Annotated in this window: 14 protein-coding genes; 6 read left to right on the top strand and 8 right to left on the bottom strand. The window is 69.5% G+C overall.

The genetic code is table 11. From position 1 onward, the window contains the following. Window positions 1-70 precede the first annotated feature (70 nt). From OIU81_RS39355 to OIU81_RS39345, 3 genes are all read left to right on the top strand, one after another. Window positions 71-391 (top strand): hypothetical protein, encoded by a 321-nt coding sequence (locus OIU81_RS39355; protein ID WP_329143003.1) that lies wholly within the window; start codon window positions 71-73, stop codon window positions 389-391. 322 nt (window positions 392-713) lie between these two features. After that, complete coding sequence (locus OIU81_RS39350) at window positions 714-3,089, top strand: DNA topoisomerase (protein ID WP_329143005.1); 2,376 nt, start codon at window positions 714-716, stop codon at window positions 3,087-3,089. Between the two features lie 350 nt (window positions 3,090-3,439). Next, on the top strand, window positions 3,440-3,631 hold the full coding sequence (locus OIU81_RS39345; RefSeq protein ID WP_329143007.1) for a hypothetical protein: 192 nt from the start codon (window positions 3,440-3,442) through the stop codon (window positions 3,629-3,631). A 199-nt stretch (window positions 3,632-3,830) separates the two neighbouring features. On the opposite strand, the gene OIU81_RS39340 is transcribed toward OIU81_RS39345, so the two are convergent. The 7 genes from OIU81_RS39340 to OIU81_RS39310 all read right to left on the bottom strand — a co-directional run bounded on the left by OIU81_RS39340 (window position 3,831) and on the right by OIU81_RS39310 (window position 12,314). Then, complete coding sequence (locus tag OIU81_RS39340; RefSeq protein ID WP_329143009.1) at window positions 3,831-4,088, bottom strand: hypothetical protein; 258 nt, start codon at window positions 4,086-4,088, stop codon at window positions 3,831-3,833. Window positions 4,089-4,353: 265 nt separating this feature from the next. After that, window positions 4,354-6,438, bottom strand: a complete 2,085-nt coding sequence (fxlM, locus tag OIU81_RS39335) for a methyltransferase, FxLD system (RefSeq protein ID WP_329143011.1) — start codon at window positions 6,436-6,438, stop codon at window positions 4,354-4,356. A 30-nt stretch (window positions 6,439-6,468) separates the two neighbouring features. Beyond that, on the bottom strand, window positions 6,469-7,731 hold the full coding sequence (locus OIU81_RS39330) for a lanthionine synthetase C family protein (RefSeq protein WP_329143013.1): 1,263 nt from the start codon (window positions 7,729-7,731) through the stop codon (window positions 6,469-6,471). After that, window positions 7,728-10,808 carry a lantibiotic dehydratase gene (locus OIU81_RS39325; protein ID WP_329143015.1) on the bottom strand — a complete coding sequence of 1,027 codons (3,081 nt, stop codon included), beginning with the start codon at window positions 10,806-10,808 and terminating at the stop codon, window positions 7,728-7,730. The genes OIU81_RS39330 and OIU81_RS39325 overlap by 4 nt, the downstream gene beginning before the upstream one ends. 101 nt (window positions 10,809-10,909) lie before the next feature. Continuing rightward, window positions 10,910-11,068: an FxLD family lanthipeptide gene (locus tag OIU81_RS39320; RefSeq protein ID WP_329143017.1), complete on the bottom strand. Its 159-nt coding sequence runs from the start codon at window positions 11,066-11,068 to the stop codon at window positions 10,910-10,912. Window positions 11,069-11,265: 197 nt separating this feature from the next. Beyond that, window positions 11,266-11,610 carry a hypothetical protein gene (locus tag OIU81_RS39315; protein ID WP_329143019.1) on the bottom strand — a complete coding sequence of 115 codons (345 nt, stop codon included), beginning with the start codon at window positions 11,608-11,610 and terminating at the stop codon, window positions 11,266-11,268. Window positions 11,611-11,759: 149 nt separating this feature from the next. After that, window positions 11,760-12,314 (bottom strand): ATP-binding protein, encoded by a 555-nt coding sequence (locus tag OIU81_RS39310; RefSeq protein WP_329143021.1) that lies wholly within the window; start codon window positions 12,312-12,314, stop codon window positions 11,760-11,762. Window positions 12,315-12,574: 260 nt separating this feature from the next. Here OIU81_RS39310 and OIU81_RS39305 point away from each other — a divergent pair, with 260 nt between their 5' ends. From OIU81_RS39305 to OIU81_RS39295, 3 genes are all read left to right on the top strand, one after another. Beyond that, the gene (locus OIU81_RS39305) at window positions 12,575-13,438 is read left to right on the top strand and encodes a helix-turn-helix domain-containing protein (RefSeq protein WP_329143023.1); all 864 of its coding nucleotides are present in this window, start codon (window positions 12,575-12,577) and stop codon (window positions 13,436-13,438) included. Beyond that, window positions 13,435-13,707: a DUF397 domain-containing protein gene (locus OIU81_RS39300; protein WP_329143025.1), complete on the top strand. Its 273-nt coding sequence runs from the start codon at window positions 13,435-13,437 to the stop codon at window positions 13,705-13,707. The genes OIU81_RS39305 and OIU81_RS39300 overlap by 4 nt, the downstream gene beginning before the upstream one ends. A 361-nt stretch (window positions 13,708-14,068) precedes the next feature. Then, window positions 14,069-14,482: a hypothetical protein gene (locus OIU81_RS39295; RefSeq protein WP_329143027.1), complete on the top strand. Its 414-nt coding sequence runs from the start codon at window positions 14,069-14,071 to the stop codon at window positions 14,480-14,482. A gap of 120 nt (window positions 14,483-14,602) precedes the next feature. On the opposite strand, the gene OIU81_RS39290 is transcribed toward OIU81_RS39295, so the two are convergent. Beyond that, on the bottom strand, window positions 14,603-14,773 hold the full coding sequence (locus OIU81_RS39290) for a hypothetical protein (RefSeq protein WP_329143030.1): 171 nt from the start codon (window positions 14,771-14,773) through the stop codon (window positions 14,603-14,605). Window positions 14,774-15,013: the final 240 nt, after the last annotated feature.

Here is a 15,013-nt window from a genome sequence, read left to right as displayed (position 1 = left end):
TTTCAACGCCCACTCAGGCCCCCACTGCTCCCCGGAATCCGACAACTGCCGAGAGAGTAGAGAAGCGGGTATGGCCGCGCCGGCCTCGCGGCCCGAGGACGCGCCGCGCGGATGCCGGACACAGCGCGAAGGGACGTGGGCCTTCAAGCGCCGCTACCGGAGCCAGCAGGAGACCCCCGCGAAGCTCCGGGAAGACGTGTCGACGAGCTGGTACTGGTGCGAAGAGAGCTGTGGCGCGATCCATGTCGGCCACACGCGCATGGGCGAGCGGGAGAAGTTCCGGATGTTCGAGGACCTGACCGCGGACCTGCCGGATCTGCTGATCAAGCTCAGGGTCAGGCCACGCGCAAGCAGGTCGCCGAGGTGGCAGGCGTGCGGCCCGTCCGGCTGAAGGAGCTGGAGGAATGCCTGAAGCACCCGGAGGGACTCGAGACGCTCGGCAAGGTGCTGCGGGTGTACCGTGTCCGGCTCGGCGTGGCGATGCCGACTCGGTAATGGCGCTGGACAGACGACGACCCCGAGAAGCACAGCTTCTCGGGGTCTTCTCTTTTTTCGACGAGCGGTGATTGCTCGAACAGCGTGCCGGCGCCGGGCTCTCTCTGCATGCTCCTGCGCCATTCAAAGTCTTTACAGGCTCCTTTTGACTCTCATTCATCCATCCTTTTCGAGTAGGCTCACACTCGTTTCCAAGTCAACGACGAGAAGGAGTCGACATGGTCGCGATCGTGGTCGCAGAGAAGCCGAGCGCAGCGAGGAACATGGCCAGCGCCCTCGGCGGGACGAAGGGCAGCTACAAGGGCACGGCCTACGAAGTGGCGAGCCTGAGGGGTCATCTCTACGAGTTCGCCCAGCCGCACGCGATGGTGGACTCCTCACTCGCGGACGCCTATCAGAAGTGGGACCTGGGCAACTTGCCGTGGAACCCGGAAGACCTGACGTGGAAGCGCGAGCCGCAGAAGAACGTCGCAGACGTCATCAAGGCTCTGCGTGCGGCGCTCGGCCGCGGCGACGAAATCGTCATCGCCACGGACCTGGATCCGTCCGGCGAGGGCGACCTGCTCTTCTGGGAGGCGATCGACGAACTCGGCTTCCATGGCATGAAGTTCAGCCGCATGGAGTTCACCGATGAGTCGAAGGCGTCGATCCAGAAGGCGTTCGAACAGCGCCGGCCGGTGAAGTCCATGCAGGACGAGGGCGACTACCGCAAGGCGATGTACCGCTCGCAGTGGGACTTCCTCTCCATGCAGTTCACGCGCATCGCCACAGCGATGGGCCGCCAGTCCGGCCAGGACCTCGTGCTGCGCCAGGGCCGGCTGAAGTCGGCGATGGTCTCTCTTGTCGGCGACCAGCAGAAGGCCTATGCCGAGTACGTCAAGAAGCCGTTCTTTCAGAACCGCTTCCGCGACGAGAACGACGTCATGTACACGAACCCGGACGAGCCGCGATTCGACCAGAAGGGTCAGGTGCCGCAGCAGTACGGCCCCTCCCCTGTGGTCCTGGACAGCAAGGCGGACAAGAAGACCGCGCCGCCGAAGCTGCTTGACCTGGCGTCCCTGTCCTCGATGCTCGTCGGCAAGGGCGTGAAGGCGAACCTCACGCTCTCGACCTACCAGAAGATGTACGAGGACCAGGTCGTCTCGTACCCGCGCACGGAGGACAAGACGATCACGCCCGAGCAGTTCAAGGACCTCGCCCCGCTGGTCGACAAGATCACCGCCGTGGTCGGCGTCGACGCTGCGCTTCTGACGCACCGCCAGCCTCGGTCCACACACGTGAAGCCCCAGGGCGCGCACGGCGCGAATCGTCCGGGACCGAAGGTGCCCTCCTCGCTGGACGGGGTCGAGCACAAGTACGGCAAGGCCGGACGCCTCATCTACGAGATGCTCGCGAAGAACTACCTGGCCATGCTCGCCGAGGACTACCTCTACGAGCAGCAGAAGGGCCACGTGGAGAAGTACCCGGACTTCGTCGGCATCGCCAACGTGCCCAAGAGCCCTGGCTGGCGGGCCGTGTTCGATCCGGACGCCGGCGACGACTCCGCCGAGGGCGACGAGAACGAGAGCAGCAAGGGTCTGGGCCGAACTGCGGCGCCGTTCGTCTTCGAGGGTGCGAACAAGCGCCCTGAACACCCGACTATGAAGTGGCTCATGAAGCAGTTGGAGAAGCGCGACGTGGGCACGGGCGCGACCCGCACTTCGACGTACTCGGAGGTCACCAGCGACAGGGCGAAGTTCCCGCTGCTCTCGGAGAAGGGCCGGAAGCTCAGGCTCGCGCAGGCCGGCGAGATGAGCTGGCGGCTGCTGCCGGGCACGCGCATCGGCGACCTCGGGCTCACCGAGAAGGTCTACGCCGACATGCGCGACATCGCAGCCGGGACCGCGACCGCCGAGGAGCGCCTCGCAGTCGTCGCCGACTGGGTTTGCGAGGACATCGCCACGATGTCGAAGAACGCCGCGTCCATGCGCTCCGAGCTGGGCCTGAGTGAGACCCAGATCGCCGCTCGCGCCGAGGGCGTGTGGCAGGCCGCTCCGGGCGGGCCGAAGAAGGTCACCTTCAAGAAGGTCTGGTCGGGCCACGAGCTCAGCGATGACGAGGTGGCGAAGCTGCTGGCGGGCGAGACGATCACGTTCGAGGCCACGAACACGGCGGACAAGCCGTTCACGGCCACCGGTGCGCTCGGCGTCGGCGACTTCAAGGGCCGCAAGTTCGTCGGGTTCCAGCTGACAGTACCCGACAGGCCGACGAAGTGGTCCGGCCGGACGTTCACGCCGGCGGAGGTCACGGCGCTCCTGGCGGGCCAGGCGCTGGAGATCAACGACTTCGTCAGCGCGAGGACCGGCAAGACCTTCGGCTGCAAGGTCAGCTGGGACGCGAAGGCGAAGAAGATCGTCCCCGACTTCGACTCTGGCGACGAGCCGCCGCGGTCCTGGTGCCAGGTGACTTTTACCGATGTGCAAAGGCGTGACCTGGCGGCCGGCAAGACCATCCAAGGCACGGGGTTCGTCTCGTCGAAGGGTAAGACCTTTGACGCGAAGGTTGCCTGGAAGGAAGAGGGCGGCAAGAAGAAGATCGTGCCGTCGTTCGGCTGATGCCCGGACAGGCACTGACGAGCAGCAGCGGGTCCCGCACAGTCACCGGACCTCGGGGCCCGCTGCTGCCTTTTCACGACAGCGACAACAGGAGGATGTGATGGGGACGATGAACGAAATCGTGCAGCTGGGCGATCGGGTGGCCTGATCGGCTATGTCCATGGCGACGCCAGGTTCTTGCGCGACGCAGTGGTAACGCTGGCGTCGAGAGGCTGCACCTCGTTGGTGCAGCTGGGCAGAAGCAGGCACTGCGGAACGAGCGGGCTGCTGCCCGCGACGCGATGGAGCGGGGGCTGGTGGCGGAGCATCTGCCCGCCGGCCGGCGGTACGCACGACTCCTCGTAACGCTCATGCCCCACGTTCCGGGTAGCGTGGACTTCAAGGGCAGCACCTTGGCCGTCTTCACCGAAGAGCTCGCTCAGGAGCTGCTCTGGGCTGCCGAGCCCGGGCTGCGCTTCAGCGAGCTGTACCCGTCCGGCGAGGGGATGCGCGCCAGCGCCCGCTGCTGTCTCATGCAGACCCAGGCGGTGTTTCGGACTTGACGGAACCGGGGTGATTGATCACGAGCTCCGGCACCATGATCCCCGCCCTCACTGGGACCCGGAGGCCCCTGGCCCGCCACCGAACATCTCGCCGGGAGACGTCGCGGGGCTGACGCTCGGCGCTCTGGGTGTCCTCGCCCGTCATGCCGCGCATCGCGCCGGAACCCGGTGCGTCTGTAATGTACGTGTCCGGCTTGTCTCAGACCCGGCGGCGATGCCCGACGTGACGATCCCCGCTTCTCTTGGAGTCCCGGAGGTAGCTTTCGTCGGTCTCGATGCCGAGCGGGGTGCCGCCCACGCTGTCGCGGATACCAGCGCCGCCATCGAGGATCTCGTGAAGGTCGGCCCGCTGACCGTCCAGACGGTCCACCGTCTTCTGTCGCGCATCCACCATCACTTCGGTGAGGCCGAGTCGCGCTACACCACGGACCGGAGCCCTCGTGAGGGACCAGCGCACGCCCTTCTTCCCCGGTCAACCCTTGTACGAGTGGGCCGACAGCAACGGGGTGGCGATCACCGCCTATCGGGACCGTGCGTAACGCTTCTGTCGGCGGTTCCGCCGACGCGTTCGCAAGGGTGTACGCGAGAGCTGGTTCCCGGGCCGGGCATGGCTTGGCCCCGGCGACATGACCGAGGTCAGCGGTCCACCGGGGCTTTCGCCATTCAGTGCAGGCCCGGCGGGCGGGCGGCGACGAGTTGCCCGTGCCCGCCTGCCTGCTTGATCACCAGCTGATGGTGAGGTGAGTGTCGGGGCGGGTGATGCGGGCGCCGGGTTGGAGCTGCCCGTCGGGGGTGGAGGCGGGGTAGGCGGTGCCGACGGGCTGCGCGGGTCGGTCCTGGGCCCAGTGGCTGAGGAGGTCGTCCGCCTGTTCGGTGACCTTGCTGCTGTCCGGACCGTGGGTGACGATGCCCAGCTCGTCGGTGTCGTCGTCGATCGGACGGACGGCGAGGTAGGCGATCGTTCCGCCCTCGTACACGGTGGCCCCGGACCAGCGCAGGGCGGGATCGGCCAGGCCCAGTTCGCGGGCAGAAGCGGAGACCGCGAGCTTGCCGAAGCTCAAGCCGCTCTTGATCGTGGCGAGCCAGAGGTCGAGGTGAGCGCCGGGCTCATCGTGCCGGACCTCGATGCCGGTCCATTGCGTGTGGGCGGGGTGAGTGAGGGTCTGGGCGAGGGCATCCTCGTCGGGAAGGTCGTTGGTGTCGAGCTTGAGGATGGCCTCGTCGGCGAGGCGGACGTGGCGTTCGCCCATCTCGGAGGCACCACGCATGGGCACGAATCCGCAGACTTCGGCGTTGGTGCTGACCATGCGGTTCTCGACGGTGCGGTCGAAGGCGAGCGAGCGGGTCAGGCCGCTGCCGTGAAGGCGAAGCGGCACGACGATGCGTCCGCCGACGGCGAGTTGCTGCCACCAGGCGGTGGAGATGTCCCAGGCGCCCGCGGTGACGATGATCCTGTCGAACGTCTTGCCGCTGGGGTCGCCGAGCGCGCCGTCGCCGCAGATGACCTCGACCCGGTCGTATCCGGCGGCGGCGAGGCCGCGGCGGGCGCCGTCGGCGAGGTCTTCGTCGAGTTCGATGGTCACGACCGAGCCGGTCGGGCCGGCCAGCTCCGACAGGAGGGCGGCGTTGATGCCGGTGGCCGCGCCGATCTCCAGGACGCGGTGGCCCGGCTGGACGTCGAGCTGTTCGAGCATGGTGGCCACGAGGCTGGGGCTGGAGGCCGAGGAGATGGCGGTGTCGTCCTCGGCTCGTTTGGTCACCACAGGCTTGGGCGCGTATACGGTCGTCAGGTCCACGCCGGGCAGAAAGAGGTGCCGGGGCACGGCCCGGAAGGCGGCCTTGACCTGGGGGGTGTGGAAGCTGCCGAGGCTGTCGATCTTGGCGATGAGGGCCTCGCGGAGCTCGTGCACGTCGGGGGCCGGGGCGTCGGTGGGGTGCATGGTCACTGGCCTGACTGTAGTGGGGTTCACGGGGGCGGCTCGGGTGCTTGTCGGGGCGGAGTCGGGTATCGGTTCGCGGTGGAAGATCACGCGGCTGGCGGCGGTCGCCAGGACGTTCTGGTGCTGTGCGGAGATGCCGAGCCGGTTGAAGGCGAACAGCAGGTGGTCGGTGAGGACGGCTCGCAGTCCGCGGGTGAGACCTCCGTGGTGGGCGAGGTCGGCGAGGGTGTGTCCGGCGTCCTCGAAGGCGGTCGGCCAGTGCGGTTCCAGGGTGAGGGGGCTGTCCTGGTTGTAGCTTTCGGCGGTGATGAGCGTCTGCACCGCGGCGAGCGTTCCCGGGGAGGGTTCGCTCTCGTCCTCGTTGCTGCGGTGCTCGGCGAGCTGGGCCCAGATGTCGCCCTGCTCGTAGAAGTCCTGTCCGGCGGCGGTCATCATGCGGGTCGCCAGCCGTACGCCGAGTTCGCGGCGGTGATCGTCTTTCTCTTTCTCGTGCGCACGGGCGAGGTGGGCGAGGATGTGGCGGCTGTCGACGTGGAAGAGGCCGTGGGCGACTCGCATCGCTTCCGGTCCGCCGAAGCGGCGGGTCTCGGGCTCGTAGATGACACCGTCGGCCCGGCGGATCGCGGCGCGGTCGGTGAGTGTCCTTGTCAGCAGGGCGAGGAAGGCGGCCGTGTCGCGGTCGTCGGCGGGCAGGACGCGCAGCCGCCATGATTCGCGCTTTCGGATGAACCACCAGGCGGTGATGTCCCCGGCCTCTTCGGCCTCGGTCAGCAGCGGGCCCAGGTGGCGGGCGGCCGTCTGTTCGGCGGCCTGCCAGGTGTCGCACCACAGGTTGACCTGCCACCAGCGGGTGTCCGGCTCGCTCATTTCAGAAGTCCAATCGGCTTGTGGTGTCGCTCAGTTGATCAGGAGGCAGGCGGGCCAGCCGCCGGTCACTCCGGTCGCGAGGGTGTGCAGGGTCAGGGCGATGCCGGCACGGCCTTCGACCAGGCCGGGCAGAGGTTCGGGCGGGGTGTCGCGGGCGTGCGCGAGGAGCGTGTCGAGCAGGTGCGGCAGGTGGGCGATGATCGCGGGGGTGAGCGCGTCGGCGGCGGCGTGCCACGCGGTCGCGAGCAGTCCGGCGAGGCCGTGGCAGAGGGCCGGGTCGCTGATGCGGGCGAGCTGGACGGGGTCGGCCAGGCACCGGGCAAGGGCGTCCTCAGCCGCCCGTTGGCGTACCCGGTCGCCGAGGGCGAGGGCGGCCAGCTGCTGGGCGCGGGCCAGGCCGGGAGTGCCGTAGCACCAGGACGGCCTCAGGGGACCGCCCTGGGTCGGCCGACCGGCGTGGAGTTCGTCCACGGTGATCCGCTCGGGCCACCAGGGTCCTGCCGGGTCCTGTTGCCGCCAGTCGTCCAACCACCGGCAGATGCGGTCGATCGCGGTGGCGTGCCCCTCGACGACTACTCCCTGCCGCATCGCCAGGGCTAGGAGTGCGAGGGGTCCCGAACAGCCGTGTGCCATCCCGAAGTTCGCTTCTCCGGCGGCGAAGGCGGGATCGCGCTCGTGGGCGGAGCTGTCGTGGGTCCACCAGCCCGGCGCGCTCGCCCCCGCCTCGTCGGCGGCGTCCACCGGCTCGGTCAGCCGCACCAGGTAGGCGAGGACCTGGCGCACGAGTTCGCCTGCGGGGTCGCGGGTCAGGAGATGGGCACCGAGCCCGGCGAGGCCGCGGGTGAGGTCGAACTCGTACTGCGAGGGGCGCCGACCGGCGTCGATGCGGGCGTGGGCGGTGGCGAGCCGGGTGTGGACGAGCTGGGTGACACCGGCGTCGAGGCTGGCCATGGCGCTCGGATATGCGCCGGGGGCGGCCAGGTGGAGGGCGAAGGCGAGGGCCGGGGCGCCGAACCACAGCCCGGCTCCCGGCCCGGCGGTGAGGTCGTCGCGGGTGGCGCGGGCCAGCCACGCGTGCACCGGCTTCTCGTCTGCCAGACCGTGGTGGGCGCGCAGGCCATGCAGGATGGCGACGCCCGCGGCGCCCTTGGACAGCGACTGGTCGCGCCAGCGGGGGCTGTTCGGGCTGTAGTCGTCGCCGTAGTCCATGAGCGGGGGCGTGGTCAGGGCGGCGGCGAGGTGGTCGGCCATGGCCGCTGCGGCGGCCCGCTGCACCGGGTTCAGCACACTCATTCGCCGTCCCCATCCTCGACCCTGTGGCGGGCGGCCTTGGCCAGGGCGACGGCGCGGGCGAGCTTGTGCGTCATCGCCTCACTCTCGGCGTCGATGCCGAGCGCGCGGATGTGGTGCATGTGCAGCAGCGAGGTGAGGACCGAGCCCGGCGTCAGGCGGGTGGTCTCGGGGGTGAGGCAGGCGGCATACCGGGCGGCGGCCCAAGACCGCGCCGACCAGGCGGCGGCGATCGCGTCGCCGCCTGGGATCTGGTGCAGGGCCTGTCCGTCAGCGATCTGCAGCGTCTGCCGGCGCATCTCGCGGTCCCGCATGGGGGTGCTCGTGGTTAGTCCCGGGTGGTCGGTGAGCCAGCGCATCCCCCCGCTCTTGCTGCCGGTCATCGCGGCGGCCAGATTGACGAGGCTGGCGGCGGTCAGGGCCTGCGGGTGCAGGCGACCGGTGGCGGTCAGCGCGCTGAGCTGGGCTACGACGGCGGTGGAGTCGGCGGCGAACAGGGCTTCGGCCGCGGTCATGGCCGCCCCGCTCCCGTATCGTCCGGTCTCCGGGTGGTACGTGTCGAAGGTGATCTCACCGATGAGGCCGCGCTGACGCAGGCCATCGGCCCAGGACGCCACCCGGCCGACGGCGCGTGCGGTGTCCGGATCGTGCAGCCGGATGCGCAGGTGCGGTTCGGGATGGCGGTAGCGGACGAACCACCACTGCGGCGGCGTCGCCCAGCGGGCCAACAGCATCGGCACATGCTCGGCGAGGAGCGTGTCGAAGACTTCCGGATGCCCGTACAGCTTGGCGTAGACGACCTCCTGCCTTGGCTCGCTCTCGGCCAGTGGCAGCGGTGCCGGGCCGGTCAGGAACGCGGGCGCTTGGGCGAGCGGTGCGGTCGCGGCGAGCGGGACGACGATCTCGTGGGCCCGTCCGCCGAACCATCCGTGATCAGCAGCGGTGGGTGCCTCGGTCACGGGGAGCGGACCGGAGGCCGCATCCAGGTGAGCGCGGAGCAGGTCCCGGTCCATGGCCTCGTCAAGGTTCAGCCGCAGCTGCTGGTCACCGGAACCCACCGCGATGTGGGTTGACAAGCTCCGTCGCTCGCGGACCGCGTCCAGAGCCGTACTCCACTCGCTTGTAGGCGACTTGGAGCCGGGAAAGTCGGCAGGATCGAGGCGCCACTGAACCGGGGCGAGGGTGCTGCGGCCGTACCGGAGGCGCGGCAGGAAGGGCAGACAGGCAGCGGCGCCCCAGTCGAAGGACGTGACCTGGGGGTGGGCGGAGCGGGGGATCTCGAAGAGCAGACGCGCCAGGGGCGGCATCGTGTGCCGGGCCCCGGCATGGGGAAGCGTCGGCTCCACCACCCGCCGCCTCGACAGCGAGACCACGTACAAGCGGTTCTGATCGGCGGTGACCGCGAGGTCCCGCACCGGGATGCGGCCGGCGGCCGGTTCGCCGTGCTCGGCCAGGGCGATCACGTCCGGCAGGACGGGCGGGACGCGCTGGACGTTCTCCTGCCGCACCTGCTGGGGCGGAAACGACAACTGGGCGGCGAGGGCCCCCTGTACGCCGGTCGGCAGCTCGGCGTACAGGCCCGTGACCAGCTTCCGGTCGGGCTCGTCGAGCAGCTCAAGGAACCGGCCGGTGTTGGCGGCGAGCCGGCCAAGCCCGCACACGCCCAGGGTGAAGTCGCCTTCATCGAGCGCGGCCGTCGTGGCGGCGCGGACATCGACCCACAGGTCCACCGGCGACACCGGCCGCATCCGGGCCCCGGCAGCCAGCGCGTCCAGGCGCTTGTTGTCGAGGACGACCTCGATGGCGCCGTCCAGCGCGGCCTGTTGGGCCAGGGCGAGCAGGGCCTCGTCGCGGGGCGACAGCTGGCGGGCTCCCGGGTGGGCCGGGGCGAAGTGGCGCGGGAGGCCGAGCCCGGTGGTGGGGTCGACGAGCTGGTCGACAGGGACCGGCGTGCTGGGCCCGTACCGGTCGAGAAACCGGCCGTGGTACTCACGCCAGGACACGTTGCCTGTGGGCGCCGGGCTTAGCTTGATGAGTGCTTCGGCCGCGGCGACGGCTTGGGCCGCCACCGCCTGCGGCAGCACCACGGTGGCGCCGAGCCGCAGGTCAACGGTGAGGGGCTGGTCGACGGAGCTGGAGTGTGCACGCATCCGAGTGGCGATCTCGCGCCGGCTCTGCCCCTGAGTCCAGGGATCGGTGCGGTCGGCGGCATGTAACTGGTCTTGGATCTCCCGCAATTCACCCAGCAGCGGTTTCACCTCCGGGATGCCCGCCGCATCCTCCTGGTCCAGCCGGTCGAGGAGGTAGGCGAGCGCGTCGGTGGCGGTCGAGGGGGGACGCAGGCTGCTGATCAGCACGCCCCGCGCCATCAGGTCACCCACCAGCGCCGCTAGCGCTTCCGATGGGGCGCCGGGGTGCTCGGCGGCGATCTTGTCGACCAGGTCACCGGCCCGGAGGGGAGACCGGGCTGTCTCCCGGATCGTCTGCAGGACCGGGATGAGCCGCACCGACGCCTCGCCCTGCGGGCGGTCGGTGCTGGCATGGGGAGCCCAGGACACGACAAGTCGCTCACCGCGTACGACGGCCAGGTCGTTCAGCACGACCGGCAGCCGCAACCGCAGCTCCGCGCAGCCTTCGAGGCGGGCGATCACGTCGGCGAGCCACACCGTGTCCGCCCGCGTGCGTACGTACTGACGATCCGTCCACCGCACAGACGCGCGCGATCCGAAGTGCGCCGTGCTCACACCGGCGAAGGCCCCGAACGGAGTGGCACGGCTGCCCATCCGCGCCAGGTAGCGGGACAGCGCCAGCACCATCCGCCGCAGCTGCCCAGTACCAGCCAGCCGTCCGGCGAGCACAGCGTCGACCTGCTCGGCAAGCACCGGACTGGCGATCCAGACGGCCTCGGCCACAGGGCGGTTGGCCCATGTCCGGGCGAGCCACCTCCTCCACCGATCGCCATCGGCGTCGTTGGACATGCCGGGCCACGGCGGCAGCGGCACGTCGCCCGGGTGCGTACTTGCTCGCAGCATCGCCGGCCCGGTCAGTCGGTAGTACGGCATCGGTGTCTTGGCCTTCACTCTCGCGCCTCCCGAGCGGCCGTTCCTCCGTGGTGCGACTCATCTCTGAGCGGGGTGCCTACGGCGAGAACTCCCCGCCGCAGGCACCCCCGGCGATCAGGTCAGCAGTCGCCGTTCTTCTTGGTGTCGCACCCGTCGTCGGTGCTGCTCAGCAGCGCCGCCGCCACGGGACCGGCAGTGACGATCTTGACATCCAGGTCGAGGTCGACCACGTCGGCGGCCGGGACGGCCGCCTTGGTCTCGATCGCAATGGCGTTCATGGCAAATCCTCCTGCTTGTCGGGGTGTTGCTCATGTCGGTGGTGCTGGTGGCCCTGGCCGCCGTACGGGTCGCGGTGGCGCCGCCGCGTCCGTCGGCTTCGGGCCGTCCCCGACATACGTCGCATGCCGGGAGTCTGGAGGTCTGCCCGCGCCCGGACACGGGGGAGCACCCAGGCTGGGCAGAACGGTTCAGGAGGTCAACCGGTCCGCTGTGGCGGCATGGGGCCGCGTCGCAGGATCTGGCTGACGGGGGTGGTGTCGGCGGGATCGGACAGCGCCTTGACCGCGGCCTCCAGGCTCTGCGGGTCGGCGCCCAGATGCTGAACGGCGGCCGACGCGAGTGTCTGGGCGAGGCTGTGCTGGAGGAAGGCTTCGTGCCGGTGGACGGCGACCTCTGCGGCCAGCACCTCCAGTGACCCGATGGCCTTGCGCCGCATGGTCTGCCGGGGCGGGACGCCGAAGGTCTTCCACACCACGACTTCGCGCGCAGCGGCATCGGACTCGACCCGGAACGGCAGTTGCCCGGCGGCTGGTTCAGGCACTTCTCCTCCTGGGGGAGCTTGGTCAGCGAGGGGTCTTTCAGTGGTGTGAAGGCGATGTCCTGGGGGCGGCCCCGCCGCGAGTTCGTGCGGCTGGGCGGGGCCGCCGACGGCGCCGCAGGGAGGGAACGGCGCCCGCCGCGCATCCCGTGTCAGTGCCACGGGGGCGACTCGGCCGGCGGCGGCGCCACGGGGGTACATGCCGCCGCCGGCCGAAGAACAGGGAGAGGCAAGCAGACCGTGACGGTCTTGCCGAGCCCGTCCGCGTCCGGTGGCGCGCTGGTCTTCCCGCCCGCCTGCGCGGCCAGGGCCTCGACCAGTCTCAGGCCCCAGCCGCCGCTGCCGTCCAGGTGCGGGACATCGAGCGGCTGCGGGAGCTGCGGGTGGCGGTCGTGCACGGCGACCATCAGGTGGTCGCCGTCCATGCCCACCGCCACATCCGCTGTCGGCGATGAAACGGCCGCGTGCTGCACCGAGTTGGTGACCAGCTCGCTGACCGCGAGCAGAGCGGTGTCGACCAGATCCGAGCCGCGCGGCAGGCCCCACATGGCCAGCTGGGCGGCGACCTCGTGCCGGGCGGCGGGCACGGATGCCTCGATGGCCTCGACCGTGAAGGACAGCCGTCGGCCGGTCACCGGAGCGGCTATCGGCAGGGCTCGGATTCCGTCCGTCCAGCGCTGGCGCATCTGCTGTGGCACCGTTCGCATCGCCAGCGCTCCTCCCGGTCGGACGGCACCCGCGCACCCCCGCCATGAACGATCAGCGATGGAAGCGCTACGGATCGTGAACCGCCCTTAGGATGGCGGAGCGAAGTTCTCTCACGCAAGTGCGTCAGAGAAGTGGCATATTCATTTTCGGCTGCCACTCTTCGAAGTCCGAACATGGGCGCGAAGGCGCAACTGGCACCTGGTGCGGCACACTTGCGTACAGCAACACGCCGACGACGCGGTGAAGGCGAGGAGGGGTGATGGCTGCGGCCAGCGGACCGACAGTGAGGCGCCGGCAGCTCGGGTCCGAGCTCAGGCGTCTGCGTGAGCACGCGGGCAAGAAGATCGAGGAAGTCGCCGAGCACCTGGAGTGCTCGCAGTCCAAGATCAGTCGCGTGGAAACCGGTCAGGCTCCAATCAAGGCCAGAGATGTGCGCGACCTGCTGCAGTGGTACGGAGTTGAGGACGCCGCCCAGGTGGAGACCGTGATGCAGATCCACAAGGACGCGCAGCAGCAGGGCTGGTGGGCCCACTACGAAGAGGTGCTGCCCTCCGGCATGGCCACCTACGCCGGCCTCGAGTCCGACGCCCGCGTCCTGCGCTCCTACGAACCGATCTTCGTTCACGGCCTGCTACAGACCCAGGACTACGCGGAAGCCGTCATCGGTGCCGCACGGCAGGGCGAACTCGACGAGATCGACCGCCTGGTGAGGTTCCGCAAGGATCGCCAGACCCGGCTGACCAACAAGCCCGACCCCCTCGAACTGTGGGTAGTCGTAGAGGAGAGCGCACTTCGCCGCCCGGTCGGCGGGAAGGAGGTCATGGCGGCCCAGATCGAGCACCTCATCGAAGCCGCGGCCATGCCCAACGTCACCTTGCAGATCATGCCCACGGCCAAGGGCGCCCACATCGCGATGGCCGGGACGTTCTCGCTGCTGGAGTTCGAGCCGCAGACACCCACCGTCGTGTACGTCGACTCCATCGCAGGCAACGTGTACTTGGAGAAGGAGCGCGACGTCCGCAAGTTCATCCAGACCTTCGATCTGGTGCGGGCAGCTGCTCCCGACCCACAAGAGACCCCCGCCATCCTGGAAAAACTCGCAAGGGAGATGCACAAGACATGAGCACGAACGACACGCGACCCGCTCCCGAGGTCGACTTGAGCGCCGCCGTCTGGCGGAAGAGCAGCCGCTCTTCCGGCAACGGCGCATGCGTCGAGGTCGCCTTCGTCGAAGGGATCGTCGCCATGCGCGATTCGAAGGACACCAGCAGGCCCGCACTTCTGTTCTACACGGACGAGTGGGACGCCTTCCTTGGCGGAGCCGCCGACGGCGAGTTCCATATCAGCCCTGATTGTAGGTTCCCCGAAACGGGGGCCACTTCCCGCCCTTAGGGGCCACTCGGAGGCCAACGGTGAATCTGTGCAGGTCACAGGACCGCCCCAGCCTCCCGGGTGTAGGAAAGGGTCTCGAACTCCGGGAAGGCCTCCCGGCTCCGTACAGCGACCGCGGGTAAGACCGCAGGTCACTAGAGGCCAATTGGCCTCGAAGCGGGGGAACCTACACTGATCCGGTCACCAACTACCGGTATCCGGCTGGTCCGAGCGAGCCTTAGACGCCCGGACCAGCCATCAGATCCCAACTATGCCCCGGTACCGGGCCGCACAATCCCGACGGCGTGCGTGCGGTCCGGAACCGTGAGGCACCGCCAGCATCCCCGGCCCGTTGTCAGACCCGGGCGCGAAGATGGTGCTCATGACGGACGATGCCCGGCTCACCGAAGCCCCAGACCGGCAGATCCCCACCTGGGCCCCCACCGTCGGGCCCGGCTGGACCGAACTGCTCGAAAGACTCCACCGCGATCTGTCCGCCCTTGACCCCGGCTACCGGATCGAGGAGTTCAGCACACAGCTCGGCGGCCTGCGGGTCGCCGTCGCCGACCGCTTCGAGGTCGGCGAGTTCGACGGCGAGTTCGCCGACCGGGCCGCCGCCTTGACCGATGCCGCCGAGAGCGCCTCCGAGCACACCTGCGAAGCCTGCGGAGCTTCGGGCCGCATCCGCTTCCGCGGCGACGGCACCGGGATGCGGATGCAGTCCCTGTGCGAGGACTGCCGCAGCCTCGGGGTCTTCCCGTACACCGCCCTGCACAACCACCCCACCCCGCACTGACCAAACCCATCCCGGCCATCTGGGCCGAGTTCACCCCGCGCGTCATGTCGGGTCGGATGAATGGTGGTTTCCCGCGGCTCCTCACCCTGGTGGTCACCCGGAGCCGCGGAAACAACCGGGTTACGGCGGGTCGTGGATTTCCCCGCGCCATGCGGACAGGGACCGCACGTTGCCTCCCTCGCGGGCGTCCAAGCGCTCGTGCAGGGCCTGGTTATCGTGGTGGAGGGCGGCGATCACCGTGGCGGCGGCGTCCAGGCGGCGGTTCAGCTCGATGCACTCGGCCGTCTTCACCTTGAGCTTGCGGGTCAGTTCGGCGATCTCGGCGTCCCGCTGGCTCTCGCCCCGGGTGCGGCGGCCGGTATGTCTCGACGTAGGCGTCCCACTCGGCCATGATCTCGGCGGCCCGGTTCATGGTGGCCCGGCTGATCCCGGCCTCACGGTCGAGGTTTTCCTTGGTCAGCTTGCCGTCGGTGGTCTGCTGCTTGCCCGCGATCAGGCGGGCCATCGCCTCGCGCAGGGCCTTCTCGGGCG

The sequence above is a fragment of the Streptomyces sp. NBC_01454 genome, from assembly GCF_036227565.1.
Lineage (GTDB): Bacteria > Actinomycetota > Actinomycetes > Streptomycetales > Streptomycetaceae > Streptomyces.
Note: the sequence above shows the minus strand (reverse complement) of the source record. Positions and strands in the feature narration are given on the sequence as shown.

Bases quoted from the DNA above. Each gene is read 5' to 3' on its own strand.
- OIU81_RS39355 (WP_329143003.1), top strand. From the start codon at position 71: ATGGCCGCGCCGGCCTCGCGGCCCGAGGACGCGCCGCGCGGATGCCGG.
- OIU81_RS39350 (WP_329143005.1), top strand. From the start codon at position 714: ATGGTCGCGATCGTGGTCGCAGAGAAGCCGAGCGCAGCGAGGAACATG.
- OIU81_RS39345 (WP_329143007.1), top strand. From the start codon at position 3,440: ATGCCCCACGTTCCGGGTAGCGTGGACTTCAAGGGCAGCACCTTGGCC.
- fxlM (WP_329143011.1), bottom strand. From the start codon at position 6,438: ATGAGCGAGCCGGACACCCGCTGGTGGCAGGTCAACCTGTGGTGCGAC.
- OIU81_RS39330 (WP_329143013.1), bottom strand. From the start codon at position 7,731: ATGAGTGTGCTGAACCCGGTGCAGCGGGCCGCCGCAGCGGCCATGGCC.
- OIU81_RS39320 (WP_329143017.1), bottom strand. From the start codon at position 11,068: ATGAACGCCATTGCGATCGAGACCAAGGCGGCCGTCCCGGCCGCCGAC.
- OIU81_RS39310 (WP_329143021.1), bottom strand. From the start codon at position 12,314: ATGCGAACGGTGCCACAGCAGATGCGCCAGCGCTGGACGGACGGAATC.
- OIU81_RS39305 (WP_329143023.1), top strand. From the start codon at position 12,575: ATGGCTGCGGCCAGCGGACCGACAGTGAGGCGCCGGCAGCTCGGGTCC.
- OIU81_RS39300 (WP_329143025.1), top strand. From the start codon at position 13,435: ATGAGCACGAACGACACGCGACCCGCTCCCGAGGTCGACTTGAGCGCC.
- OIU81_RS39295 (WP_329143027.1), top strand. From the start codon at position 14,069: ATGACGGACGATGCCCGGCTCACCGAAGCCCCAGACCGGCAGATCCCC.